Below are 24,189 nucleotides of genomic sequence, written 5' to 3'. Positions count from 1 at the left end.
CAGGAACAGTCCGCCGCCCGCAACCGCGCCGGCGAGCAGCGCCAGCGGGTCGAACGTGAACGCGCCCATGCTCACCAGCCCCCCGGGGTGTAACCGTGGGCGGCCAGTTCCTCCATGCAGGAGATCGGCGCGTGCGGGACGGCGGCGCCGTCGGGGCCCGGCGCGAACACCTCGCTCGACAGGACGCGGCCGTCGCAGCCGTTGACCTCGCGGATGCTGGAGACGTAGCGGCGCAGCGTGCCGCCGACATGGTAGTCGTTGCGCTTCTCGACGAAGACGACGAAGTCGATGGCGCCCGCGATGAGCATGTGGGTGGCGTCGATGGGCAGCCGCTCGCCGGCCTGCAGGGCGTAGGTGGAGATGCGGTTGAAGACCTCCATGCTGGAGTTGGCGTGGATGGTCGACAGGGAGCCGTCGTTGCCCTGGGTCATCGCGTTGAGCATGGTGACGATCTCGTCGCCGAGCACCTCGCCGACGATGACGCGGCTGGGGTTCATCCGCAGGGAGCGCCTGACCAGCTCGGCCATGGAGATCTCGCCCTGGCCCTCGGAGTTGGGCAGGCGCTGCTCGAAGGCGACGACGTTGGGGTGGAGCTCGGGGAACTGGTCGAGGCCGAGTTCGAGGGCGCGTTCGACCGTGATGAGGCGTTCGCTGGGCGGGATCTCGTTGGCCAGCGCCCTGAGCAGGGTGGTCTTGCCGGCGTTGGTCGAGCCCGCGATCATGATGTTCTTGCGTGCGGCGACGGCGGCCGTCAGGAACCTCGCGACGTCGGGGCTGATCGTGCCGTTGCCGGTCAGGTCGGACAGGAAGACCTTGCCGAGGCGGGCGCGGCGGATCGACACGGCCGGCCTGACCGTGACGTCCATGACGGCGCTCAGCCGGGAGCCGTCGGGCAGGCGCAGATCGAGCTGCGGGTTGGCGGTGTCGAACGGCCTGCTGGACAGGCCGGAGTAGGCCGCCAGGATCTGGATCAGCTCGGTCAGCTCGTCGTCGGAGTCGGCGACCGGATCGTGCATGAGCTCCTGACCGTCGGCGTAGCTGACGAACACCCGGTCGCAGCCGTTGATGTCGATGTTCTCGACCTGGGTGTCGTCGAGGAGCGGCTGCAGGCGGCCCACGCCGAACAGGGCGGCGTGGATGCCGGCCGCGAGGGCCTCCTCCTCCTCGACCGTGGGCGGAGTGCGGCCCAGCCCGATCTCGCCGCGGGCGTGCTCCTCCAGCACCTGGGAGATCAGCGCCCTGGCGAACTGGCGCTCGTCCTCGCCGGTCATCGTGGGCAGGCCGTTGGCCTGGTCGAGCCTGCGCTGGTGGGCCAGCCGGTCGCCGACCTCCTGGCGGAAACGCTTGACGAGGGAATGGTCGATCATCGGTGGCTCACCAGCCTTGCCGCGAGGTCGCGTGCCGTACGGATCAGGAGAGAGCGGTCGAGCCGGCCGCCCCACTGCCCGCGCAGGAGTTCGGCGCCCTTGGGGTCATGGGCCAGGCCGTAGACGTATTGGACGGTGTTGCCGACGATCCGGCGTACGTCGTCGATCGAGGCGCGGTAGTTGCGCGGGTCGGCGATCACCGCGACGCCGTGCGCCTTGGTGATCTGCAGCCGCTCGCGCAGGTGGGCGACGTGGTCGAGGGTCGCGCGGGTGAACAGCACGACCTGCTCGGCCTCGGCCATCAGGTCGCCGAGCTGGGGGTGGGCGCCGAGCCGGCCGCAGTCGGCGATGACGTCGGCGTTGGGGATGGCAGCCAGCGCCCGGCCGAGCGGGCCCCACAACCAGGTGAGCCCCGCGGCCTGCTCGCCGTGCGTAAGCCCGGCCAGCACGTCGAGCCCACCGACGATCTTCTGCGTGTGCTGGTGGATCTGCGCGGGTTCGAGGCCGCGCCGGGCGGTGGCGCCCAGCGTGAGCAGGCCCTTGCCGGGGTTGAGCACGCCGCCGTCGGCGGCGGGCAGCCGGTAGGCGAGGTCGCCGCCCGCCGGGTCGCATTCGGCCAGCAGCACGGGTCGCGGCCAGACCGCCGCCAGGGCGGTGGCCGCGGTCGTCACACCCGGCGCGCCTTTGTCGGCGGCCAGGACGATGAGCGCCACGTCAGCGTGCCCCCGGGAGCTCGGCGACCGCGATCTCCCCGCTGGAGGCGAAGGCCACGATTTCCGGTGACGCCGACGAATCGACGACGACCGTGATCTGGCCGGAATTCCCGGCGCGCGACTTGTCGCCGACGGAGAAGACGAGCGCGCTCGCGGCGAGGACCCGGCTTTCTCCCTGGCTCGCCCGGCTCGGAACGTGCACCAGTTGAACGCGGTCGCCCTCTTTCAGGCCCGCGGGCATTTGGCCCGGCTTGAGCGCCAGCCCGACGGTGGCCTTTCCCTCGCCGAGCTCGGAGCTGGCCTCGGCGCCCATCTGGTTGGTCAGCAGGGTGCCGGGCAGGATGGTGACGGCGGCGAAACTGCCGATCACCTGCCGGCGCTGCGACCAGCTGACGTATTCGACTCCCTCAGCGGCGATCTTGACCTCTTCGAGCGCCTGCGCGGTGAACTTCTGGCCTGCGCCGACCTGCTGGGTGACGCGGATGGCGGAGACGCGGTCGCCGCTGCGCAGGACGAGCAGCGTCGTGGCCAGCGCGCCGCCCAGGATGAGCAGGACGGCCAGCGCGGCGAGGGCCGGCTTGCGTTCGCGGGGTGGCACGGGGAGCTTGCGCGAGGCCGGGCCGGACAACCCCGCCGCCGCGTTGGGGGCAGGCTTTTCACTGGTCCTCATGGGTGGGGGGCTCCCGAAGTGAATTGCGGAATTCACGCCATTATGTGGGGCTTGGCGTGATGACGGGGGCGGAATGCGAGGACCAATGCTCGTTTCGCAGGTGGCGCGCTGTCAACAACAAATAATCGATGCCTATTGTTTCTAACGAGTTGACGAGTATTGATTTTTCCGGCTAGCCGTCACTTTGACCACAGCAGTCACTCTTTTCACAGGTCGATGGCAACATATCGGCTCAAGTCACCGCACATTCCCCATGCCATTGCCGTCAACTCGCGCACCTGAAACCGATTCGGGCGTTACCTTTGGCGCCCGGAGTCGACCGAGGAGACGGCACCATGCGGATCATGCTCACCGTGCTCGGCGGGCAGGGCGACCGTGACGTCGTGATCGACGGAGACGACGGCGCCACGGTGGCGAGGGTGAGCGAGGCGCTCAGCGACCAGGGGCCGCTGGCCGACGTCGTACGGCTGCCCCGGGCCCGAGCCCCCTACGGCCTGCCGGCCGGACCCGACGGCCCGCACATCCCCCAGCCTCGCAGGCCGGAGCGGGAATCCGCCGCGCCGGCCGGCCGTACGCCCACGCTCTGGCGCGACGGTCGCCCCCTCGACCCGCGCGCGCCGGCCGCCGCCGTGCTGCGCGACGGCGACAAGGTGACCCTAGACGGCCGCCTCGCCCGCGCCACCGTCGTCGAGGAGCCGGGAGGCGTCGCCGAGGTACGCGTGGTCGGAGGCCCCCGTGCGGGCACCGTGCACCGGCTGGGGCTCGGCGTGCACGTCATCGGCTCCGACCCGATGTGCGCGATGGCCGTCGACGATCCCGCGCTGGCTCCCGAGGCGGTGGCCGTACGCGTGACGCCGGACGCGATCACGGTGGAGCGGGCGTGGCGGGAGCCCGGCGAGGCGCCCAGGCTCAAGCTGAAGGGACGCTGGGCCGACGAGGTCGCCGAGCTCACGGCACGGGTCGCCGAACGCGAGGCGGCCGAGCTCACGGCCGGCTACGGCGAGATCCCCGAGCTCGACGGCCGGCCGCTCACCGAACCCGTCGACTGGCCCGACCAGGCCGTGCTGACCTGCGGCTCGTCGGTGTTCGTGCTGACCTCGATCGAGCCCAAGGACGCCCACCTCGCCCCCAGGAGCGAGGGCGGCGTGGCCTACAACCGCCCGCCGAGGCTCCGCCGCCCGGAACCCGAGCGCACGTTCGTCAAGCCGAAGGAGCCGACGCGGAACGAGGGCATGCGCCTGCAGCTGCTCGCCGCCCTCCTCCCCGCCGTGCTCGGCATCACCCTGGCGATCGCGCTGAAACAGCCGTACTACCTGCTCGTCGCCCTCATGACACCCGTGATCATGATCGGCCAGTGGTGGAGCGACCGCCGTCATGGCAAGAAGCAGCACAAGAAGGCCGTCAAGGAGTACAAGGAGCAGCTCCGGGAGTACGACGAGGCCGTGGAGCGCGCAAGGGTGGCCGACGAGGCGGTCCGCAGGTCCAACGCGCCCGACCCCGCCCAGGTGCTGCTCACGGCCACCGGCCCGCGCAGGCGGCTGTGGGAGCGCAGGAGCCACGACGACGACGCGCTCAGGCTGCGGGTGGGGCTGGCCGACCTGCCGGCCGACCTGGAGCTGTCGGAGGAGCAGGGCGGGCGCATCGAACCGCCCCTGTGCCGTTCCGTGCCGGTGGCGCTGCCCATGCGCAGGCTGGGCGTGGCCGGCGTCACCGGCTCGCGCGAGGCCGCGACCGCCCTGGCCGGCTGGCTGATCGCCCAGGCCGCGACCCTGCACAGCCCGCGCGACCTGGCCATCGTGATCGTGTCCGCGCACGCCGACGGCGAGCAGCGCTGGGGCTGGATGCGCTGGCTGCCGCACTGCTCGCCGCAGTCGGGCCAGGAATGCGTGGCGCTGGCGGGCACCGACCCCGAGTCGGCGGCGCGGCGCGTCTCCGAGCTCGCCGCGCTCGTCGACGAACGCCAGAACACCGCGATCCCCGAGCTGGGCAAGATCCCCACCGGGTGGGACGACCTCGGCGGCCCCGAGAAGCCCACGTTCTCCTCGTACGACGTGCGCCCGTACGACGTGCTGGTGGTGCTGGACGGCGCCCAGGTGCTGCGCGGCCTGCCCGGGATGCCGCAGGTGCTGCGCCAGGGTCCGCGCTGCGGCGTGTACGCCCTCGCACTCGACGAGGACCAGCGCCTGCTGCCCGAGGAGTGCCAGACGGTGGCCGCGTGCGGCGACGACGGCCTCGCGCAGCTGCGCGGCGGCGGCCTCGACGTCATCGGGCCGGTGCTCGCCGACCTCGTCTCCCCCACGTGGTGCGACCGGCTGGCCAGGGCCCTCGCCCCGATCCGCGACGTCAGCAGGGACGACCCCGCGGGGAACCTGCCGGGCGCGGTACGCCTGCTCAACCTCATGGACCTGCCCGTACCCTCCGGCCGGGAGCTGGCCGGCCGCTGGCGGGACCGCGGCACCACCGAGGCGCTGATCGGCGTCGGCCCCGACGGCCCCTTCTCGGTGGACCTCAGACTCGACGGCCCCCACGGGCTCATCGCCGGCACCACGGGCGCGGGCAAGTCGGAGCTGCTCCAGACGCTCATCTGCTCCCTCGCGGTGGCCAACCGGCCCGACCAGCTCACGTTCGTGCTGATCGACTACAAGGGCGGGGCGGCCTTCAAGGAGTGTGTACGCCTGCCGCACACCGTCGGCATGGTCAGCGACCTCGACGGCCACCTGACCCAGCGCGCCCTCGACTCGCTGGCGGCCGAGATCCGCCGCAGGGAACGCCTGCTGCTGGCGGCGGGCGCCAAGGACATCGACGACTACACCGGCCCCGCGCTGCCCCGCCTGGTGCTGATCATCGACGAGTTCGCCGCGCTGGTGGCCGAGCTGCCCGACTTCGTCACCGGTCTGGTCGACATCGCCCGCAGGGGCCGGTCACTGGGCATCCACCTCATCCTGGCCACGCAGCGGCCCGCGGGCGTCGTCACCGCCGACATCCAGGCCAACACCTCGCTGCGGATCGCGCTGCGGGTGACCGAGCCGGCGGAGTCGTCCGACGTGATCGACCTGCCCGACGCGGCCCACATCTCCAAGTCGACGCCCGGCCGCTGTTACGTGCGCTCGGGGGTGGGGGCGGCGACGGCCGTGCAGACGGCCAGGGTCGGCGGGCGCAGCCCCGCCGCCGGAGGGCCGTCACGCATGGGCGACGTGCGGGTGCTGGAGGTCGGCTGGCGCTCCTTGGGGCGGCCGCTGCCGCCGCCTCCGGAGCCGGAGGAGGACACGACGGGCACGGACCTCGGGCTCGTCGCCGACGCCCTCATCGAGGCCGCCCGCCTGGCCGACGTCCCCGCCCAGCCCAGTCCGTGGCTGGAGCCGCTGCCCACGGGCCTCGTACTCGACCTGCCCCCCGCCGGGCATCCCGTTCTGGCCGCGCCGGTCCCCGACAACGCGGCGTACGGGGGCGCGTTCACGGAGGTGGCGCCGCTGCCGTTCGGCGTCACCGACCGGCCGTGGGCCCAGGACCGGCATGCGCTGGCGCTGGACCTGCCGCACGGCGGTCACCTGCTCATCGCGGGGGCGGCCCGCAGCGGCCGGTCGACGGCCCTGCGTACGATCGCGGGCTCCATCGCGGCCCACGCCTCTCCCTCGGACGTGCACGTGCACGCGGTCGACTGCGGCTCGGGAGCGCTGCTGCCGCTGGTGGCGATGCCGCACTGCGGCGCGGTGGTGACCCGTGACCAGCTCGACCGGGTGGAGCGCCTGCTGACCCGTCTCAGGGCCGAGGTGGGCCGCCGCCAGCAGCTGCTGGCCGAGGCCGGGCACGCGTCCCTGGCCGAGTACCGGCAGGCGGGCCACCGACTGCCCTGGCTGGTGCTCATGCTCGACCGCTGGGAGGGCTTCGTCGCCGCCTTCGAGGGCTACGACTACGGCCGCATGATCGAAGGGCTGCTCCAGCTGCTGCGCGAAGGCCCGGCGGTGGGCCTGCGCGCGGTGGTCACCAGCGACCGTTCCGGCCTGCTCGGGCAGATCTCGACGGTTTTCGACGACCGGCTGCTGCTGCGGTTGTCCGACCCGTCCGACTACGGCCTGGCGGGGTTCCCGCTCAAGGGCCTGCCGTCGTCCGTACCGCCGGGCCGGGCGCTCTCACTGGGCGAGCGCGGCATCGTGGAACACCACATCGCCCTGCTGGACGCGGACCCGGCGGGCCCCGCGCAGGTCGCCGCGCTGCAGTCCCTGGCCCGCGCCGCCGCGGGCCCCGGAGGCGCGGACGCGGGCCACGAGGGTCCATCGGTCGCCGGCAGGGCCGTCTGGCGCTGGGAGGGGGATCCGCCGCTGCGGGTGGACGCGCTTCCGATGCGGATCACGGCGGCCCAGACGCTCGCCCTCGACCCGGCGTTCAGCCCTCCGTCGTCGCTGTGGTCGCTGGTCGGCGCGGGCGGCGACGCCTTGGGTCCGCTCGGGATCGACCTGCTGGCCCACGGCCCCGGCGCGGTGATCGCGGGGCCGTCGCGTTCCGGCCGCTCGTCGGCGCTGCTGACGGCCGCCCGCTCGCTGATCGCCCGCGGCACCCCCGTCGTCGCCGTCGCCCCGAGGCGCAGCCCCCTGAAGGAACTGGACGGCGCCGCGGCGGTGCTCGACGGCAACGCCACCGACCTGCCGGACATCGTCGCGGACCTGCACGGCTACGTCGTGCTGGTGGACGACGCCGAGCTGATCAACGCGGACGGCCCGCTGGGTACGGCCCTTGAGGAGGTGCTCCGGTCGGGCAGGGACGGCGACCACGGGCTGCTCATCGCCGGCGTGACGGGCGACCTGGCCGTCGCCTACCGTGGGTTCGCGGCGGAGACGCGCAAGTCGCGTACGGGGCTTCTGCTGGCCGTGCAGGGCCAGGCCGACGGCGACCTGTTCTCCATCCGCCTGCCGCGCGGCGCGGCCGGAGGCCCGCCGGGACGTGGCTTCCTGGTGACGACCGGCACCTTCACCCCCGTCCAGGTGGCGCTCCCCGGCGGCCCGTAGGAGTCAGCCGTCGTCGGCGGGGAGGGTGAAGAGGCGCACGAAGAGGGGGTGGGCGCCCACGGCGGACGTGTCCGGGCCCGCGCCGGTCCAGGAGGACGACACCGTGCGGGTCCCGCCGGCCGCCTGGTGGGAGCCGGCGGCCGTGCAACTGGCGGCGCTCGTCGTGTTCCTGGTGGCGCGACCGTCGCCGGGACGCTGATCGTCTGGGTGCGCCGGCGACGGGTCACGGCCCGCGGCGAGAGGGTCGGCTGGGCGTGCTGATCACCGGCGGTGCGGTGTTCCTGCCGTGGGCGCTGTACCCGGGGCTTGGCGTTGCCGTAGCGGAACCTGGCCGATTGACCGGAATTCATGACACCTGGGCGCTCTATGCTGATTCCTGGGACTCGGGAGAGGTGAGATGCAGACCCAGAAGGACCTCTATCAAGCGCATCGGCTCATGCAGCAGCGCCTGGGGCTGGCGCTGTTGCAGGCCGAGCCCGACGTGCCCGAGACACCGATGCGGCGGCACAACGTCGCCACGTTCTGCGGCATCATCGTCGGGGTGCTGATCATGGCCGCGTTCGGCATCTGGGGGCTGCTCAGCCCCGGCAACGCGACGAAGCTCGAAGAGCCCGGCAGGCTGCTCGTAGAGGAGGAGACCGGCGCCAAATACGTCTACAGCCAGGAGCAGCAGCGGCTGCTGCCGGTCGCCAACTACGTCTCCGCCCTCCTGCTGCTGGACACCTCGAACTTCGAGGTCAGAAGCGTCTCCGCCGCCTCACTGGCCAAATATCCCCGCGGGCCCCTGGTGGGCATCGCCGGGGCGCCGGACTCGCTGCCCGAGAAGGACAAGCTGGTCAAGGGCCCCTGGTCGGTGTGCGTGACCGAGGCCCCCGACGCCTCGGGGACGCCGGTGCCGTACGTCACGCTGGTGGGCGGGACGAAGGTCGGCGGCACGCCCGTCGGCGCCGGCGCGCTGGTCGTCACCGACGGCAGTCAGTCGTGGGTCATCTGGAACGACACCCGCATGAAGGTGAACGACAGCGGCGTGCGCGCGCTCAACGCCCGGCCCAAGAAGGTGCCCCCGACCTGGGTCAACGCCATTCCTCCCGGGCCCGATTTCCTGCCCCCCAAGGTTTCGGACCTGGGCCGGAAAGTACGCGGGCCGAGCGGCGGCCGAGCCGCCATCGGCCAGGTGTACACCGTGCAGGGCGTGAGCGGGGCCGCGGCCCGGTGGTACGTCCTCCTCTCCGACGGGCTCGCGCCCGTCACCCTCACCCAGGCCACCCTGCTGCTCGAAGACCCCGCCATCAAGCGCGCCTACGGCAAGCAGGTCGCCAAGCCGCTGGAGATCGACGCCGCCACGGCGAACTCCAAGACCTCCAGCCAGAACCTCGCCGTATCGGGGTTGCCCACCACCCTGCCGAAGGTCGTGCCCTCGTCGAGCCCGCTCTGCTCGGTGTACTCCGACACGCAGAACGGCTCGGCCCGCGCCAAGGTGACCGTCGGCGGCACCATGAACATCCCGCCGCCGAGCTCGCGGGGCGACCAGGAGCACTTCGACCAGGTGCTGCTGCCGGCGGGGACGGCCGCACTGGGCGGCCTCCTGCCCGGCGACGGGCAGAAGGGGTCCGTCCAGACCTACTTCCTGCTCTCCGACCAGGGACGCAAATATCCGCTCACGTCCGGCGACCAGATCAACAAGCTGGGGTACGGCGCCGACGACGTGGCGCCGATGCCGGGCAACCTCGTGCACCTGCTGCCCGAGGGCCCGACGCTGGACCCCGAGGACGCCCGCTCGCCGTTGCAGGTGATGGCCTCTTAGGGCGCGAGCCTCAGATAATGCCGCCCATCATTCCGCCGCCCTGGGCCATGGCCTGGGTGTCGGGCGTGCCGCCGTTCGTTGGCTTCAGGCCGCCCACGCCGCCCTCCTGCTCCGGGGGCGCGTACTCCACTCCGGCCAGGGCAAAGTCGGGCTTGGGGCGCTTCTGCGTGAGCATCTGGGTCATCGTGGCGCACATGAGATTGACCATGCCGACGACGCCGACCGTCATCGTCAGCGTCTTGCCGAGCTTGGTGGCCAGCCCGCTCACGACCTCACCCAGCGCCGCCAGAATTCCGTGGATCACTCCCCTTACGGCGATCTGAACCCCGATGACAGGGATCAGCATGGTTTTCAGACGCCAGGCGGCCACGCCCGCCATCACCGTGGCCACGGCCATGAACGCTTCCGCGGCGTAGTGATAGATGGTGCTGCAGCACTCCATGCTGCCGCCCATGCCCGAAAAATGCCGCTTGGCGGTGTCCACCTGCTCCAGCAGCCCGTCCACCGAATCGCTGGCGAGGTTCTTGGCCTCGCCCGTCCACAGGTCGCCACCGGAGATTCGCTCCTTGACGTCGAGCACCCTCTGCCGGATGCCGTCGAAGTCGATCTCACCTTCCCCGGTCGAGGGGGACTGCCACTGGCCGGCGGCATCCCGCATGCCTCCGGGATTCGAGACGCAGACCCCGATCGCCAGCGCTATCCGCTTGGCCGACGGGTATTCGTAGAGGACCAGGGCGGCCGCGGTCGCCATCGAGGCCGCGGTGACGAACTGCCACCGGTCGCTCGAATATCCTGTGTAATCAAATGGCATCCGGCGCTGCCGCCCTTCCTACTCGTCCTCGCCGATCACCTGCGGCGCGATGTCGATGTCGTCGAGCCAGTCGGCCTCGTCGCCGCGCACGTAATCGGGTTTCTCCCGGTCGCGGTCCTGCTGTCCGCCACCGGCTCCCGGCATCATCGGCATGAACGGCATGCCGCCCATCCCGTTCATGCCGCCGCCACGGGCGCCGGCCCCGCCGGGCTGCACGCCGGGGCCGGCGCCGCCCGACGGCGGGGCGGTGCCCATGCCGGGCCCGGCTCCGGGCCCCAGGGACGTGGAGGGGTTCGGCACCGAAGAGTTCGGCAGCGACGGGTTCGGGACAGACGGGTTGTAGCCCGCGAGGTCGGTGCCGTTGGGGTCGAGCTGCGGGACCTCCCGGTTGAGCTGGTCCTCGATAGAGGGGACGTTGGCCTGCGGCATGTCGGTGCTGGGCATGTCGGCGCCGGGCATCTCCGGCGACGGCATGTCGGCGCCGGGCATCTCCGGTGAGGGCACCTTGGTGTCCGGCATCTCCGGCGACGGCACGTCCGCGCCGGGCAGCTCGGACGAAGGCAGGCCGCCGTCGGGCAGACCACCCCCCGGCAGACCACCGTCGGGCAGACCACCGTCGGGCAGACCACCGTCGGGCAGGCCACCGTCGGGTAGGCCACCGTCGGGCAGGCCGCCACCGCCGGGCATCTCGAACGCGGCGGGGTCTATCCCGCCGCCGGGATCGTCCCCGCCGGTCTTGATGACTCCGTCGCTGTCCTTGTCGGCCTTGCGGTAGTTCTTCTCCAACGACTCGAGGGCGCTCTCGTAGTCGGCCAGCACGCTCTTGGCCGTGTTGAGTGCGCTGACCGCGCCGTCCTTCGTCTGGTCGTGCGCGTAGTTCAGGCCTATCCCGATGACACCGAACGCGGGAGGCTCAACGCGGATGCCCCCGGTCTCCTGGGCGATCCTTCCCATGTTCGGCGCCTGCTCGCCGATGTCCTTGCCGGCCTTCTCGATGGCGCCGTGCTCCCACTTGATCTCGACGTTGCCGCCGTAGGCCCCGGCGCTGGGGATACCGTTGGAAAAGTTACCCCCTGTGTCCATGGCCGCCCTTTCTGTCTGTGGGTTCGGAGCCGTACACGACGCCCGTTACGGGGTCAGGCGATCGTGGACTGTGTGGTGCCCTCGGGGCCACCCCACACGTCGTCGTCCTCGGCGAGCCAGGTCGAGCTCTCTCTGTCCTGGCCCTGGTCGTGACCGCCCGCGCCGCCGCCCATCATGGGCATCATGGGAAATCCCATACCGCCCGCTCCCGTACGCCCCGCGCCCGCGGGGGCCGCGCCCCCGTTGCCCCCGCTCCCGCCGGGGACGCCGGTGCCCGTGCCCGTGCCGGGATTTCCGGTCGTCGTCTGGGTGCCGCCGGGTGTGGTGTTGCCGGTCGAAGGATCGTAGCCGGCCAGGTCGGTGCCACCCGGGTTCGGCGTGGTCGCGGTGGGGGCGCCGACGGAGCCGGGGTCTTGGGGGCCTCCGGGAGAGTCGACGCCGACGGGCGTGCCGGACGGGCTCGACGGGACGTTGCCCACCGAGCCGTCGTTGCCGGACAGGTCGCCCGTCCCGGGACGGCCATCGCCGGGGTAGTTCCCGCCCGGGTAGGTGCCGTCGCCGGGGTGGGTGCCGTCGCCCGGCCCTGCCACGGCCGGAACGCCCTTCACCGAGCCAGGGCCGAACGAGCTGGGGTCGTAACCGCCGACACTCCTGTGGTCGCCCCAGGGCGGGCCGCCGGGAAGGCGTGAATTGTTCTGAAAGTCCGGCATTTCTGGATTTACGACGATCGGGAGCGCCTGCTGCACCTCGCTGGGCAGCTGCTCGTAGTGCCCGGCGATCCGCTCGTTGACGGCCTTCATGTGGTCGGCCGCCCGCTCGTCACCGCGATGCGGGCCGTTGAACGGATTGAGCGCGGCGGCGTAGTCGATGTCCTGGTCGGAACGTGAGTCGCGATAGGCGGACTCGACGACGTTCGCCTGGGCCCAGTGCAGTGTCTCGCCGTATCCCTTCAGCGACCTTCCCATGGCGCCGAGCTTCGTGGCCAGCTCGCGGGCGCTGGCCGCCAGACCCTGGAGCTGCAACTGGGTCTGGTACGCCGCAGGGCCCTTGTAGTGCTCCGCCAGGTCGCCCGCTTTTGTCTTCAGGTCCGTGGCGAAGCTGTTGAGCAAGGGCTCGGCCGCCACGTAGTAGAGCCCGGCCAGCTTCACGGCTGCCGGGTCCGTGTCGTCGATGTGCCTCTTGACCTCGTCGATCGTGCTGTCCATCAAGCCGGTGCTGGCGATGGTGCTCTTCGTCCACGATGCGTCGGGCGTCGAGGTGTCCAGGCTCGCGTCATTGAGGTGGAGGCGGGTGGTGGTCGTCTCGGGCTCGGGCATGGTCGCGTCTCCTCCTCAGGCGTCCCGCTGCGTGGCGGCTTCTTCGGACGCGGACTCGGCGCGCTGCGACGTCCTGGCTATCTCCGTCAGCCCTTCGTCGAACGCCTCGTCCGCCCTGGCGACCAGCTGGGCATAGAGTCCGCCGCTGCCCGCGCCCGGCTCCCCTACCAGAGTGCTGTAGGCCATCTGCGCCGAGAACCCGTACTGCATGGCCGCGGGCCACTGACCCGTCTGGTGCTCGTTGAGCGCGCAGTATCGCTGGAGGTCGGCCAGGGAGCCGGCTCCTGTGGGCAGTTCCGGTTCGGGAGCCTCACCACCCACAGGCCCCGCGAACTCCGTCACCGGGATGCCGGACAAGTCCTTGATCTTCTTGAGGAGTTCGTTCATCTCCCCGGCGATGCGCCGCACCTCGGCACGGTCGATGTAGGGATCTTCCGTTTCGTCCTTGTCCGACGCACCGGGCCAGTCCGGATCGCGTTCGAGTGCCATGCCGCCTCCTTCAGGCGCCGATCACCGGCGACGTCGAGCGCTCCCCTGGGTGCCACATGTCGCGGTCCTCCGTCAGGTAGGTCGAGCGTTCCTGGTCCTGCGACTGCTCGCCGCCCGCCGCGCCGCCCATCGGGAAGAACGGCATGCCCATGCCCATTCCGCCGATCGCCGGGCGTGCCGACCCGGCGCCGACGGCGCCCGCCTGGGTGTACGAGCCGCCGCCGCCGATCACCGCCGGCGTGCCGGGGGGCTGCGAGCCGACGGGCTGCTGGGTCACCGGCAGGTGAGTGGTGGGGGGATTCTGCACGGGCGCGTTGGCCGACTCGGTGCTGCCGGGGTCCTTCGTGTCGCCCGGCGTGTCGGTGGTGTTGTTGTCGATCACGGCGGGCGTGGTGCCGTCGCCGGGGTTCTGCTCCGCCGGCGACTGGCCGGTCCGGTCGCCCGTGGAGCCGGTCTGGTCGCCGGGCGATGCCGGGGACTCTGCCGCCGGGTCGTCGCCCGTGCCGCTGTCCCTGCCGCTGTCCCGGTCTCCGTCCCTGCCGCCGTCCGAACCGCTGTCAGAGCCGGCGTTGCTCCCCGAGGTGCCGGTGCCGCCGTGCGAGCCGGTGCTGCCGTACGGGCCGGAGCCGTTCGAGGCGCCCGAATCCGAGCCGCCGCCGTTCCAGTAGTCACCCTGCCGGTAGGGCGTCTGGGTCTCGAGCGGCATGCGCCGGGTCTCGGGCGCTCCGGCCGGGGAGACCTCCGGCAGGTCGACACTCACGGTTCCCGGGATCTTGTTCTCGTACAGGCTGATGATGCGGCGGTTGAGCTTCTCCAGCGCCTGCCGGGCCGGGCCGTCGTCGCCCTGGTCGCCGGAGGCGTCCTTGCGCGCCTCCTCGATGGCCTGCGGCAGGTAGTCGCGCCCGTAGAGGGTGAGCGCGTCGGACATGTCCTGCATGGCCGTCGCCAGCCGGCTGCCACTGGCCTGGAGCTTGCGCAGGGCCTCCTGTGTCTTCGCGGCGCTGCCCGCCCTCCACGCGCCGTTGAGCGCGGTGCCGACCTCGGGGAGCGCGTCGGCCAGCGACCTGATGTTCTCGGCCACCCTGGCGTACGTCATGCCCCTGTCGTGGACCTCCACGGGCGAGGTGTCCTCCAGCCAGGCCAGGATCTGCTCGCGTTTCGCGGCGATGCAGACCTCCGTCGGCCTGACGGACGAATCGCGGACGGTAACGCTCCGCTCTGCCACTCAGCTCACTCTCCAGCGTCAGCCTGTGGGGGATTGGTTCTCTCGTAGACGTCGGCGCTCTCCCTGATCGCCTGGACGACCTCCTGGCAGCACTCGACGTACGCCTGGTAGAGCTGGGCGAGACCGTGCCCGCTCCCCATGTAGTAGGGGCCGTAGGTGCTCCTGTCAGGGATGAGGGTGCTCACGCTCGCCGCGAACGCGCTGGCGGCAGGCCACCTGCCGATGTGACTCTCGTCGAGGGAGAAATACCCGTTGAGAGACTCGACGGAGCCCGTCACGCCCTCCCTCGTGCCGCCCGCGCCCTGCGTGGGGGCCAGGGCGACCTCAAGGTCGTCGGCGACGGCCCGCATCTTGCCCACGTTGTAGTAGAGCTCGTCGTCAGTGTCGTCGAGCCCCGGCCATGACTCGCCCATGTGCCCCCTTCACACGATCCGGCCACCGCGTACGGTGGCCGGGCAACGAACGCGGTCCCAGGTTTCAGCCGTCGTACCAGATGGCCTTGTTACGGGCCTCAGCGGCCCGGTAGTTCTCGTTGGCGATCTGGACGGCACGCTGCAGCTCGTTCAGCTGGAGCTGCATCTGTGCCTCAGCCTGATTCCACTTCTGCTCGTGCTGCCTGAAGAACTCCTCGGCGCCACCTTCCCAGTGCCCGTCCAGCTCGGTCCTCAGCTTAATCAGGAGGTCGTCGGTGGCTTTCTCGAAGGAACCCAGGATCTTGACGAAGTCCTGCTGGGCGAGATCCATCTGCCCGAAGTTGACTTTGGTGAAGTCGAGCTCGGCGCTCATCCTCAACCCCCTACTTGACGTCGACGTTGATCAGGTTTTCGACGCGGCCGACACCGGCCTCCACGTCCTGGTCGGTGGCGCTGTAGACGACCGAGTTGACGCCCATCTTGTCGGCGATGCCCTCGAGGTCGGTCCGCACTGCCCGCATGGACGCGTCCCAGTTGGCCATGGCGACCCTGAACTTGGCCGCCGCCGGTCCCAGCCAGCCGGTGTTGAGCAGACCGTTGGCGGTCGTCTCGGTCGCCACCCGCAGACCCTCGATGTACTGTGCCGTGTCGACGACGTGGGCGGACGCCTTCGTGATCTGGCCAGGACTCGCGCCATAAAAGTCAACCACTGACACCTCCAGGTATTTCGTCTTTAGTACACATACAAGCACCAAACGCCACTCTGTTAACAGATGTCCCGATAAGAACGTGTAACAGATCTGCAACACTCACGGTCGAGCTAGAGGTCGAGCTCCCGCCGGATGCGGGACAACTCCCCCATGACGTCTTCGAAGGCACGCTCGTAGCTGCCCTCCGCCCGTCTGACGTCCTTCAGCATGGCCGCCGGGTTGTCGATCACGCGCATGGGATTGGCTTCCCTGCCGTACGTCTCGGTCATGAACTCATCGATCTGACGTTGCAGGTCGTCGATGGCGTCCTGGATGACGACCTTGATCCGCTCGGACAGCTCGCCTGAGCTCAGGCGCATGGCCTTCGGGCGGATGTCCAGCGTCCGCAGCCCGTCGTGCGCGTACTCGACGAGCACCAGACCGTCGGCGTCCTCGCCTCGGCCGACCAGCCGGCTCATCGACTTCTGCACCTGTTCCGACTTGCCGATCTGCTCATCCAGGCTGTGCAGGAGCTTGTCGATGTCGATGTTGCCGAAGTCCCCGAAATCCGTCACAGGCGTCATCCTGCCTCATATGCACCAATCACGGTATGTAGATCCGCACAAACCGTGCGCCGATCTCAGCCCGCCAGGCCGCGTACCCACGCGTAGACGTCGAGGACGCCGAGCGCCAGCGGCACCAGCGACACGATGAACAGCCAGTCCACGATGTCGCCCGCGCGGCCCCAGAAGGGCGAGAGCCGCCCGTTGGGCAACCACACGCCCATGCCGACCACGATCATCGCGGTCCACAGCAGCGCGAGCGCCATGGCCACCGCGGCCACCCCGCCGATGACCACGCCGACCTCGACCGCCACGGCGGCGATCCCGGCGAAACCCGTGAGCATCAGCCAGAGCCGCTGACCGACGCCCTGGAACACGCGCGCCCGCAGCAGCTGCGTCAGCGCCAGGCACACGGACATGGCCACGGCGATCCAGCGGCCCTCCGTGACCAGCAGCGCGTGCGCGCCCGCCCCCACCAGCGTGATCCCCACGATCATGCCGGTCGCGTAACGCCGCGCCGCACCCGTGCGCTCCAGGACGGAGGCGCTGTCGAGGTCCTGCCTGTCGCTGCGCAACTCCTCGGCGTTGGTGGGCATCGTCGGCAGCGGCACCCGGGCGATCCTGAAGGAGAGCACGGGGATCAAGGGGCTGAACGCCATCACCACGGCCGCGCAGGCCGCGGCTACCCCCGCGGCGGGCGCGCCCGTCACCATCACGACGGCCGACCCCACGGCGCCCACCATGGAGGCGATGGCCGTACCGAGGAAGCCGGCCACGCCGTCGGCGATGGCGGTGCCGGCGATCGTGGCGACCAGCGCGGTGCAGGCGAGCGCCCCGAGCAACTGGGGCGAACCGATCGCCGGCAGCCCTCCACCGGCCGAGGGGGCGAGCAGCCCGGCCAGGAACGCGTACGGCAACGCGGCATAGCCCACCAGCGCGCCGGCCCCGGAGTCGCCGACCGCCCTCGACACGGCCACCCCCACCCCCACGAGGAGCAGCGCCAGCGCGCCCGCCACGATCGCGGTGAGCAGCGGGTTCAGGCCGCCGAACGCCAGCACCGCCGCCCCCGCGGCGAGCAGGCCGCAGGCGACACCCCCGCCCAGCATGCGCGTGTGGGCGCCGTCCCACTTGCCCTTGCCCTCGCGCACGCCGGTGGCCACCACGTCGGCGACGTCGTCGAAGCGCGCGGGCGGCAACGCCACCTCGCGCGGTCGCAGGTAGAGAATCTCTCCGTCGAGCACGCCCAGCGCGCCGAGACTCTGCCCGAGATCGAACGGCGCGCCTCCGAGCCGCTGCAGCGTCCAGCCCGGACCGGCGGCGGCCTCACCGCCCAGCTCTCCCATGGCGCGCAGCAGTCCGGGAAGGACGTGCGGCAGCGGGATGTCGGCAGGCAGCGCCAGATCGGCCCGCTTGCGCGGCCCGACCACGGTGACGTGGCACAACGGAGGAAGCGGGGCGGGTATCTGGTGCAGACCGCCCTGTTGTGCGAACGGGATTTCCGCCAGAGATGTCACGGGAACCAACATATCCAGCGTAAGTTGACTCCGACCCCAACTCGGACGTTTGTCGCATCTGGTAAGAAGAGACATCCGGAGGAACCAGAAGGGCCTGTCACAAGGGTGAGCATCGTCGTTGTCCGGCGCCCGGAGCGCCGCCCGAGCCCGAAGCCTCCGCGTGGTGAGATCCTTTTGGAGCCGCCGCCGGAGATCCCCGAGGTCCAGTCGCAAGGCATGATGGCCGTGCTGACCTGGCTGCCGATGGTGGCCGGCGCCGCGGCCATGGGCCTGATGTTCACCGCCGGCGGCACCCGCGCCAACCCCATCATGTACGTCGCCAGCGGCCTGTTCGCCTTCTCCATGGTCGGCATGACCCTCGGGCAGATCGGCCGCCAGGCGGGCGAGCGCAAGAACCGCCTCAACGGCGCCCGCCGCGACTACTTCCGCTACCTCGCCCAGATCCGCAAGAAGGTGCGCAGGGCCGCCATCCAGCAGCGCGAGGCCCTCGAATGGAGCGGACCGGCCCCCGACACGCTCTGGTGGACCGCCATGGGCCCCAGGTTGTGGGAGCGCCGCCCCCGTGACGACGACTTCAGCACCGTACGCCTGGGCACCGGCATCCAGAAGCTGGCCGTCCAGCTCATCCCGCCGGACTCCAAACCGGTCGAGGACCTGGACGCGCTCACCGCCGGCGCGCTGCGCAGGTTCATCCGCACGCACTCGACGGTCTCGCAGCTGCCCGTCGCCGTGGCGCTGCACTCGTTCGCCAGGATCAAGCTCGACGGCGACCTCCCGATGGTCCGTGACCTCGTCAGGGCGATGGTGGCGCAGATGGTGGTGTTCCACTCACCGGACGACATGCGGATCATGGTGTGCGCGAGCAAGCAGTGGATGAGCCACTGGGAGTGGGTCAAGTGGCTGCCGCACGCGCTGCATCCCGACGAGACCGACGGCGCGGGCCAGGTCAGGCTCATGGCCGAGAACCTGGCCCAGCTCGACCAGTTGCTCGGCGACGAACTCAAGGAGCGGGCCAGGTTCCGGCCAGGGGCGTCGCCGGACGCGCTGCCGTACCACGTGCTCATCCTGGACGGTGGGCACGTGCCGCAGGACTCGCAGCTCGGCGCGGACGCCATCGACGGCGTCACCGTCATCGACCTGTCCGACTCGGCCGGCGTGGTCGAGGAGCGCAGCACGCTGCGGCTGCGCATCAACCAAGAGGGCTTCCACATGGTCAAGATCGACCATGCGGGCAAGGAGAGCACCAACCGGCTCGGCGACCCCGACGCGCTCGACTACCTCAGGGCCGAAGGGCTGGCCCGCCAGCTCGCCCCGCTGCGGGCCTCCACGGCCACCGGCAGCGAGGCGCAGGACGTGCTGGCCACCAACACGACGCTGACCGACCTGCTCGGCGTCGGCGACCCCACCCGGCTCGACCCCGCGCACAGCTGGCGGCCGCGCGCGGGCAGGAACCGGCTGCGCGTCCCGATCGGGCTGGGCGCGGACGGGCGGCTGGTCGAGCTGGACATCAAGGAGTCGGCACAGGGCGGCATGGGGCCGCACGGCCTGGTCATCGGCGCGACCGGCTCCGGCAAGTCGGAGCTGCTGCGCACGCTGGTGCTGGGCCTGGCCGTCACGCACTCCTCGGAGATCCTCAACTTCGTGCTCGTCGACTTCAAGGGCGGCGCGACCTTCCTCGGCCTCGACAGCCTCTCGCACGTGTCCGCGGTCATCACCAACCTGGAGGACGAGCTGCCGCTCGTCGACCGCATGCACGACGCACTCCACGGCGAGATGGTCCGCAGGCAGGAGCTGCTGCGCGCGGCCGGCAACTACGCCTCCCTGCGCGACTACGAACGCGCCCGCGAGCAGGGCGCAAACCTGCAGCCGATGCCCACGCTGTTCGTGGTCCTCGACGAGTTCAGCGAGCTGCTGACGGCCAAGCCCGAGTTCATCGACCTGTTCGTGATGATCGGCCGGCTGGGCCGGTCGCTGGGCGTGCACCTGCTGCTGGCCTCGCAGCGACTGGAGGAGGGGCGGCTGCGCGGGCTCGACACGCACCTGTCGTACCGGATCGGCCTGCGGACGTTCTCCGCCATGGAGAGCCGCGTGGTGCTGGGCGTCGCCGACGCCTACGAGCTGCCGTCGGCGCCGGGCAACGCCTACCTGAAGTTCGACACGACCGGGATGACGCGGTTCAAGGCCGCGTACGTGTCCGGCCCGTACCAGGCCGACCGCCGGCAGGTGGCCTCGCCCGACGGCTCGGTCCCTATCAGGGAGGTCGTCGAGTACAGCACCGAGTTCGTGCCCGTCCCCCTCGTCGACGAGCCGGAGGATGCCGAACCCGCCCCTGAGGAGGACAACTCCTCGCAGGAGACCCTGCTCGACATCGTCGTCGAACGCCTGGCCGGGCACGGGCCCCCCGCGCACCGCATCTGGCTTCCGCCGCTGGAGGAGCCGCCCACGCTGGCCCACCTGCTACCGCCGCTGTCGATCAGTCCCGAGCTGGGGCTGACGACGCCCGGCTGGCCGGGCCGTGGCCGGTTGCAGGCCGTGGCGGGTGTCATCGACCGGCCGTTCGAGCAGCGGCGGGACCCGTACTGGCTGGATCTGTCCGGCGCTGCGGGACACGTGGGCGTGGCCGGCGGGCCGCAGAGTGGCAAAAGCACGGCGCTGCGCACGCTCATCGCCAGCATGGCCCTCACGCACACGCCCGCCGAGGTGCAGTTCTACTGCCTCGACTTCGGCGGCGGCGCGCTGGCCTCGCTGGAGGGGCTGCCGCACGTCGGCGGCGTGGCCAGCAGGCTCGACGGCGAGCGGGTACGCCGTACGGTGGCCGAGATCGCGTCGGTGCTGCAGCAGCGGGAGCGGGAGTTCACCGAGAAGGGCATCGACTCGATGGCGACCTACCGCAGGCGCCTGGCCGAGGGCTCCGTGCAGCCCGACGGCTGGGGCGACATCTTCCTCGTGGTGGACGGCTGGCTGACGATCAGGCAGGACTTCGAGGCGCTCGAGCCGATGATCACCGACCTGGCGGCGCGCGGGCTCGGCTACGGCATCCACGTGATCGCCGCGACCAACAAGTGGTCGGAGTTCCGGCCCGGCATCCGTGACCTGTTCGGCACCCGGCTCGAACTGAAGCTCGGCGACGCGTACGAGTCCGAGATCAACAGGAAGAAGTCGCTGGCCGTCCCGGAGGGCGTGCCAGGGCGCGGGTTGACCAGGGACGGGCTGCACTTCCTCGGCGCGCTGCCGCGGATCGACGGCGTGCAGGACCCCGAGGACCTGTCCGCCGGGGTGGACGCCCTGGTGCGCGCGGTCAGGGAGTCCTGGCGCGGCCGGCCCGCGAAGCGGGTCAGGCTGCTGCCCTCGATGTTGCCCGCCGCCTCGCTGCCCGGGGTCGAGGAGACCGGCAAGAACCGCATCGCCATCGGCGTGGACGAGGCGACGCTCTCCCCCGTGCTGCTCGACTTCGAGGCCGACCCGCACTTCGTCGTCGTGGGCGACACCGAGAGCGGCAAGTCGAACCTGCTGAAGGTGATCGCCGAGAACGTCGTGGCCAGGAACACCCCGAGCGAGGCCATGCTGATCGTCATCGACTACCGGCGGTCGCTGCTCGACACCGCCGTCAGCGAGAACCGCATCGGCTACGCCGCCTCCGCCTCGGCAGCGAAGGAGCTCATCGACGACGCGCGCAACGCGCTGCTCAAGCGGCTGCCGCCGGCGAACCTGACGCCCGACCAGCTGCGGGCGCGCGACTGGTGGAAGGGCTCCGACCTCTACATCGTGGTCGACGACTACGAGCTGGTGGCCACGTCGAGCAACCCGCTGGCGCCGCTGGCCGAGCTGCTGCCGCAGGCCCGCGACATCGGCCTGCACCTGATCCTCGCGCGGGCGATGGGCGGCCTCGGCCGGGCGATGTTCGACCCCATGATCCAGCGGGTCAAGGACCTGGCGAGCCCCGCGGTGGTGCTCTCCGGTAGCAAGGACGAGGGTTTCCTGTTCGGCAACGTCCGGGCGCAGCCGCAGCCACCCGGACGTGGCTTCTTCGTGGACAGACGGCTGGGCGCGCGGCTGACGCAGACAGCGATCTGGCCACCGGCGGAGGACTGACATGGCTGGACTTGACATCCATTTCGACGCGCTCGACGACTGCCGCACGTCGGCCAGGACGGTCGCCGGCAAGTTCCTCGACCTGGCCGAAGCCTACCCCCATGATCGACCCGACTCGACGATCTTCGGCCGGCTGAGCGACTCGTCGGCGCTGGCGGACGCCGTGCGCGACGTGGAGCTGGCGGCCGACAGCGAGTTCGGCAAGGCCAAGAGCTTGGTGAGCGGCGTCGAACGAGCGCTCGACCTGGTGCAGGACAACGTACGGAGAGCGAACAACCCCGGATGAGTGCCCCCGAAGGAATCCGCAGCCTGCCCAACGGTAACCAGCTGGCGAACATGGCCGACAAGGTGAACGGCGACCCGGAGTCCATCCGCGGCATCGCCCGGCGCTGGCGCTCGGCCGCCGGCAAGGTGCTCGGCAACACGGGTTCGCTCGGGGCCGCCGTGGCCACGGTCGACCTGGCCTGGGAAGGCGGCTCGGCGGACGCGTTCGTGACGTACATGCGCGACTACGGCAAAGCGGGACAGGACCTGAATGACGCGCTGATCGACTGCGCGTCGTCACTGGACAGCGCCGCCAACGCGCTGGAGTCGTCCAAGCGCAGGGTGAACGGCATCTGCGACCGGCTGCTGACGCGCGCGAACACGTACCGGGACAACCACCCGGACGCCGAGCAGGCGGACCTCGACCGGGAGATCGGCGCCATGGTCACCGAGGCGATCGAGGAGGCGCGCACGCCGGTGCGCGAGGCCAAGGAGGCGGTCACCGGGGCGAAGGACGACATCGCCAGGTACCTGAGCGAGCGCACCAACACGTTCGCGAAGATTCATCCGGCCGGGGAGCAGGAGTTCACGCCCGGGCCGGGGCACAAGCTCGACTGGCAGCGCACCGAGAGCTACACGGCGCAGAGCGCCACCGGCGGGACCGGCGGCAGCCCCATGACGCCCGGCGGGTACGGCCCCAGCGGCCTGCCTCCGGCGGGCGGCGGCCCGGCGCCCACGGGCCGGGTCAAGGAGTGGATCGAGCAGGCCATCGAGATCCTGCGCGAGCACGGCTATCCGGTCGACAAGATGAACCCCAACGACATCTGGATGATCATCCAGCACGAGTCGGGCGGCAACCCGCACGCGATCAACCTGTGGGACTCCAACGCCTCCGCGGGCCATCCGTCGAAGGGCCTGATGCAGACCATCGACCCGACCTTCAACGCCCACTCGCTGGCCGGGCACAAGGACATCTACAACCCGGTGGACAACATCATCGCGGGCGTGCGCTACGCGATCGACCGCTACGGCTCGGTGTCCGCGGTGCCCGGCGTCGTCGGGATGAAGACCGGCGAGGGTTACCGCGGCTACTGAACTCCGGCCGCCCGCACGCGCGGGCGGCCGGGTGATCGTCCGCTAGCCGCAGTTGGCCCAGTCGGCGCTGGTGCTGCCGTGGGAGGTGCTGCCGGAGTAGCGCACGCACTTGCCCTTGGCGGACAGCTTGACCGGGCCCGCGTAGTACTCGAAGTTGCCCGAGTCGGTCTTGCTGCTGCCGCCCTTGACCTCCAGCGTGGCGCTGACCTTCGTGGACTTGCCGACGTCGGCGCCGGACTTGAGGGTGACCACGCAGTTCTGCCCGGCGCTGTTGCTCCACAGCTGGTACGTCGTGCCGCCCTCGAACGAGCTGCTGCGCTGCACTGCGTACCCGCTGCCGCACACCTGGGTGGCGGTGTAAGGGTTCTTCTTCGCCACCGGCTTGGCGCTCGACTTCGTGGGCTTCGGCTTCTCCGGAGCCTTCGTCGTCTTGGTCGGCTCCGGTTCCGGCGTGGGCTCGGCCGGGGGCTCCTGGGTCGGCGTCTTGCTGGGGGTCGGCGTCTTACTGGGGGTCTGCGACGTGCTGGGGGTCGGCGTCTTGCTGGGAGTTGGCCGGACGGTCTTGGTCACCGTCGCTTTGGGCTTCGGCGTCTTGCTGGTCGTGGTGGCCGTCGGGGCGGCGGTCGTGACCGTGGGGACGGGCACCGGCTGCGTGGTGACCTGCGGCGGCGTCGGCACGCTCGTGAGCACCGGGACCTCCGTCGGCGCCGCCGTCGTGGCGTCGGTCGGGAGGGTCATCGGGCCCACGCCGTTCTCATCGGGGCTCGGCGTCGAGGTGGCCCAGGGCGCGGTCACCTCGGCCCGCGGCTGGGTGGGCACGACGGACGCGGACCCCGCGGAGGAGGAGACCTCGCCCGGCGCCGGCTCGTCGCTCGCCGCGGCGATCGGTGAGAACGACACGTTGGCGGAGTACTGGCTCGCGCCCCACAGGCCGAGGCCCGACAGCAGCACGACGGCGGTCACACTGGCCACCAGGCCGATGGGGAACGGCTTGCGCTGCTGGTCGCCGCCCTGACGGGGCCCGGTGGGCGGCTGCCAGTTCTGCTGCTGGTCCTGCGCCGGGGGCTGGTGGCCAGGG

The 24,189-nt window shown here is 71.1% G+C and carries 19 protein-coding genes and 1 pseudogene; 6 read left to right on the top strand and 14 right to left on the bottom strand.

Annotation, left to right across the window (positions count from 1 at the left end; all coding sequences use genetic code 11):
• Positions 1-71: 71 nt before the first annotated feature.
• Genes E1267_RS30150 through E1267_RS30140 form a run of 3 tightly spaced genes read right to left on the bottom strand, consistent with a single transcriptional unit; the run spans position 72 to position 2,750 of the window.
• On the bottom strand, positions 72-1,367 hold the full coding sequence (locus E1267_RS30150) for a TadA family conjugal transfer-associated ATPase (protein WP_132337391.1): 1,296 nt from the start codon (positions 1,365-1,367) through the stop codon (positions 72-74).
• Positions 1,364-2,080: a CpaE/TadZ family protein gene (locus E1267_RS30145; RefSeq protein WP_132337389.1), complete on the bottom strand. Its 717-nt coding sequence runs from the start codon at positions 2,078-2,080 to the stop codon at positions 1,364-1,366. Before E1267_RS30145 ends, E1267_RS30150 begins: the two co-directional genes overlap by 4 nt.
• Before the next feature lies 1 nt (position 2,081).
• Positions 2,082-2,750 (bottom strand): hypothetical protein, encoded by a 669-nt coding sequence (locus E1267_RS30140; RefSeq protein WP_132337387.1) that lies wholly within the window; start codon positions 2,748-2,750, stop codon positions 2,082-2,084.
• 335 nt (positions 2,751-3,085) lie between these two features.
• Here E1267_RS30140 and E1267_RS30135 point away from each other — a divergent pair, with 335 nt between their 5' ends.
• From E1267_RS30135 to eccB, 3 genes are all read left to right on the top strand, one after another.
• Positions 3,086-7,753, top strand: a complete 4,668-nt coding sequence (locus E1267_RS30135) for an FtsK/SpoIIIE domain-containing protein (RefSeq protein WP_132337385.1) — start codon at positions 3,086-3,088, stop codon at positions 7,751-7,753.
• Between the two features lie 25 nt (positions 7,754-7,778).
• Positions 7,779-7,952 (top strand): hypothetical protein, encoded by a 174-nt coding sequence (locus tag E1267_RS44730; protein ID WP_165959872.1) that lies wholly within the window; start codon positions 7,779-7,781, stop codon positions 7,950-7,952.
• 198 nt (positions 7,953-8,150) lie between these two features.
• Positions 8,151-9,557, top strand: coding sequence for a type VII secretion protein EccB (gene eccB / locus E1267_RS30130; protein ID WP_132337383.1), 1,407 nt, complete (start codon positions 8,151-8,153; stop codon positions 9,555-9,557).
• Between the two features lie 10 nt (positions 9,558-9,567).
• On the opposite strand, the gene E1267_RS30125 is transcribed toward eccB, so the two are convergent.
• The 10 genes from E1267_RS30125 to eccD all read right to left on the bottom strand — a co-directional run bounded on the left by E1267_RS30125 (position 9,568) and on the right by eccD (position 17,660).
• Positions 9,568-10,308: a hypothetical protein gene (locus tag E1267_RS30125; RefSeq protein WP_132337381.1), complete on the bottom strand. Its 741-nt coding sequence runs from the start codon at positions 10,306-10,308 to the stop codon at positions 9,568-9,570.
• A gap of 78 nt (positions 10,309-10,386) precedes the next feature.
• Entirely contained in the window at positions 10,387-11,451 is a 1,065-nt protein-coding gene (locus tag E1267_RS30120; protein ID WP_132337379.1) for a hypothetical protein, read from the bottom strand.
• A 53-nt stretch (positions 11,452-11,504) separates the two neighbouring features.
• Entirely contained in the window at positions 11,505-12,767 is a 1,263-nt protein-coding gene (locus tag E1267_RS30115; RefSeq protein WP_132337377.1) for a chromosomal replication initiator protein DnaA, read from the bottom strand.
• Between the two features lie 15 nt (positions 12,768-12,782).
• Entirely contained in the window at positions 12,783-13,256 is a 474-nt protein-coding gene (locus tag E1267_RS30110) for a hypothetical protein (RefSeq protein WP_132337375.1), read from the bottom strand.
• A 10-nt stretch (positions 13,257-13,266) separates the two neighbouring features.
• On the bottom strand, positions 13,267-14,481 hold the full coding sequence (locus tag E1267_RS30105) for a hypothetical protein (RefSeq protein ID WP_132337373.1): 1,215 nt from the start codon (positions 14,479-14,481) through the stop codon (positions 13,267-13,269).
• 5 nt (positions 14,482-14,486) lie between these two features.
• Positions 14,487-14,894, bottom strand: coding sequence for a hypothetical protein (locus E1267_RS30100; RefSeq protein ID WP_132337371.1), 408 nt, complete (start codon positions 14,892-14,894; stop codon positions 14,487-14,489).
• A 64-nt stretch (positions 14,895-14,958) separates the two neighbouring features.
• Positions 14,959-15,267 carry a WXG100 family type VII secretion target gene (locus E1267_RS30095; RefSeq protein WP_132337369.1) on the bottom strand — a complete coding sequence of 103 codons (309 nt, stop codon included), beginning with the start codon at positions 15,265-15,267 and terminating at the stop codon, positions 14,959-14,961.
• A 10-nt stretch (positions 15,268-15,277) separates the two neighbouring features.
• The gene (locus E1267_RS30090; protein WP_165959871.1) at positions 15,278-15,604 is read right to left on the bottom strand and encodes a WXG100 family type VII secretion target; all 327 of its coding nucleotides are present in this window, start codon (positions 15,602-15,604) and stop codon (positions 15,278-15,280) included.
• A 110-nt stretch (positions 15,605-15,714) separates the two neighbouring features.
• The gene (locus E1267_RS30085; RefSeq protein ID WP_201761889.1) at positions 15,715-16,167 is read right to left on the bottom strand and encodes a YbaB/EbfC family DNA-binding protein; all 453 of its coding nucleotides are present in this window, start codon (positions 16,165-16,167) and stop codon (positions 15,715-15,717) included.
• 56 nt (positions 16,168-16,223) lie between these two features.
• Positions 16,224-17,660 (bottom strand): type VII secretion integral membrane protein EccD, encoded by a 1,437-nt coding sequence (gene eccD, locus E1267_RS30080; RefSeq protein WP_132337363.1) that lies wholly within the window; start codon positions 17,658-17,660, stop codon positions 16,224-16,226.
• A gap of 105 nt (positions 17,661-17,765) precedes the next feature.
• Between eccD and eccCa the strand changes: the two genes are divergently transcribed.
• The 3 genes from eccCa to E1267_RS30065 are packed head-to-tail and all read left to right on the top strand — an operon-like array spanning position 17,766 to position 23,111.
• Positions 17,766-21,752 carry a type VII secretion protein EccCa gene (gene eccCa / locus E1267_RS30075; RefSeq protein WP_132337361.1) on the top strand — a complete coding sequence of 1,329 codons (3,987 nt, stop codon included), beginning with the start codon at positions 17,766-17,768 and terminating at the stop codon, positions 21,750-21,752.
• Between the two features lies 1 nt (position 21,753).
• Positions 21,754-22,038 carry a hypothetical protein gene (locus tag E1267_RS30070; RefSeq protein ID WP_132337359.1) on the top strand — a complete coding sequence of 95 codons (285 nt, stop codon included), beginning with the start codon at positions 21,754-21,756 and terminating at the stop codon, positions 22,036-22,038.
• Positions 22,035-23,111 (top strand): transglycosylase SLT domain-containing protein, encoded by a 1,077-nt coding sequence (locus E1267_RS30065; protein ID WP_138208431.1) that lies wholly within the window; start codon positions 22,035-22,037, stop codon positions 23,109-23,111. Before E1267_RS30070 ends, E1267_RS30065 begins: the two co-directional genes overlap by 4 nt.
• Before the next feature lie 42 nt (positions 23,112-23,153).
• Here E1267_RS30065 and E1267_RS44725 read toward each other — a convergent pair.
• Positions 23,154-24,189: pseudogene (locus tag E1267_RS44725) on the bottom strand (serine/threonine protein kinase); the annotation flags it as partial.

The organism is Nonomuraea longispora, from assembly GCF_004348345.1.
GTDB lineage: Bacteria > Actinomycetota > Actinomycetes > Streptosporangiales > Streptosporangiaceae > Nonomuraea > Nonomuraea longispora.
Note: the sequence above shows the minus strand (reverse complement) of the source record. Positions and strands in the feature narration are given on the sequence as shown.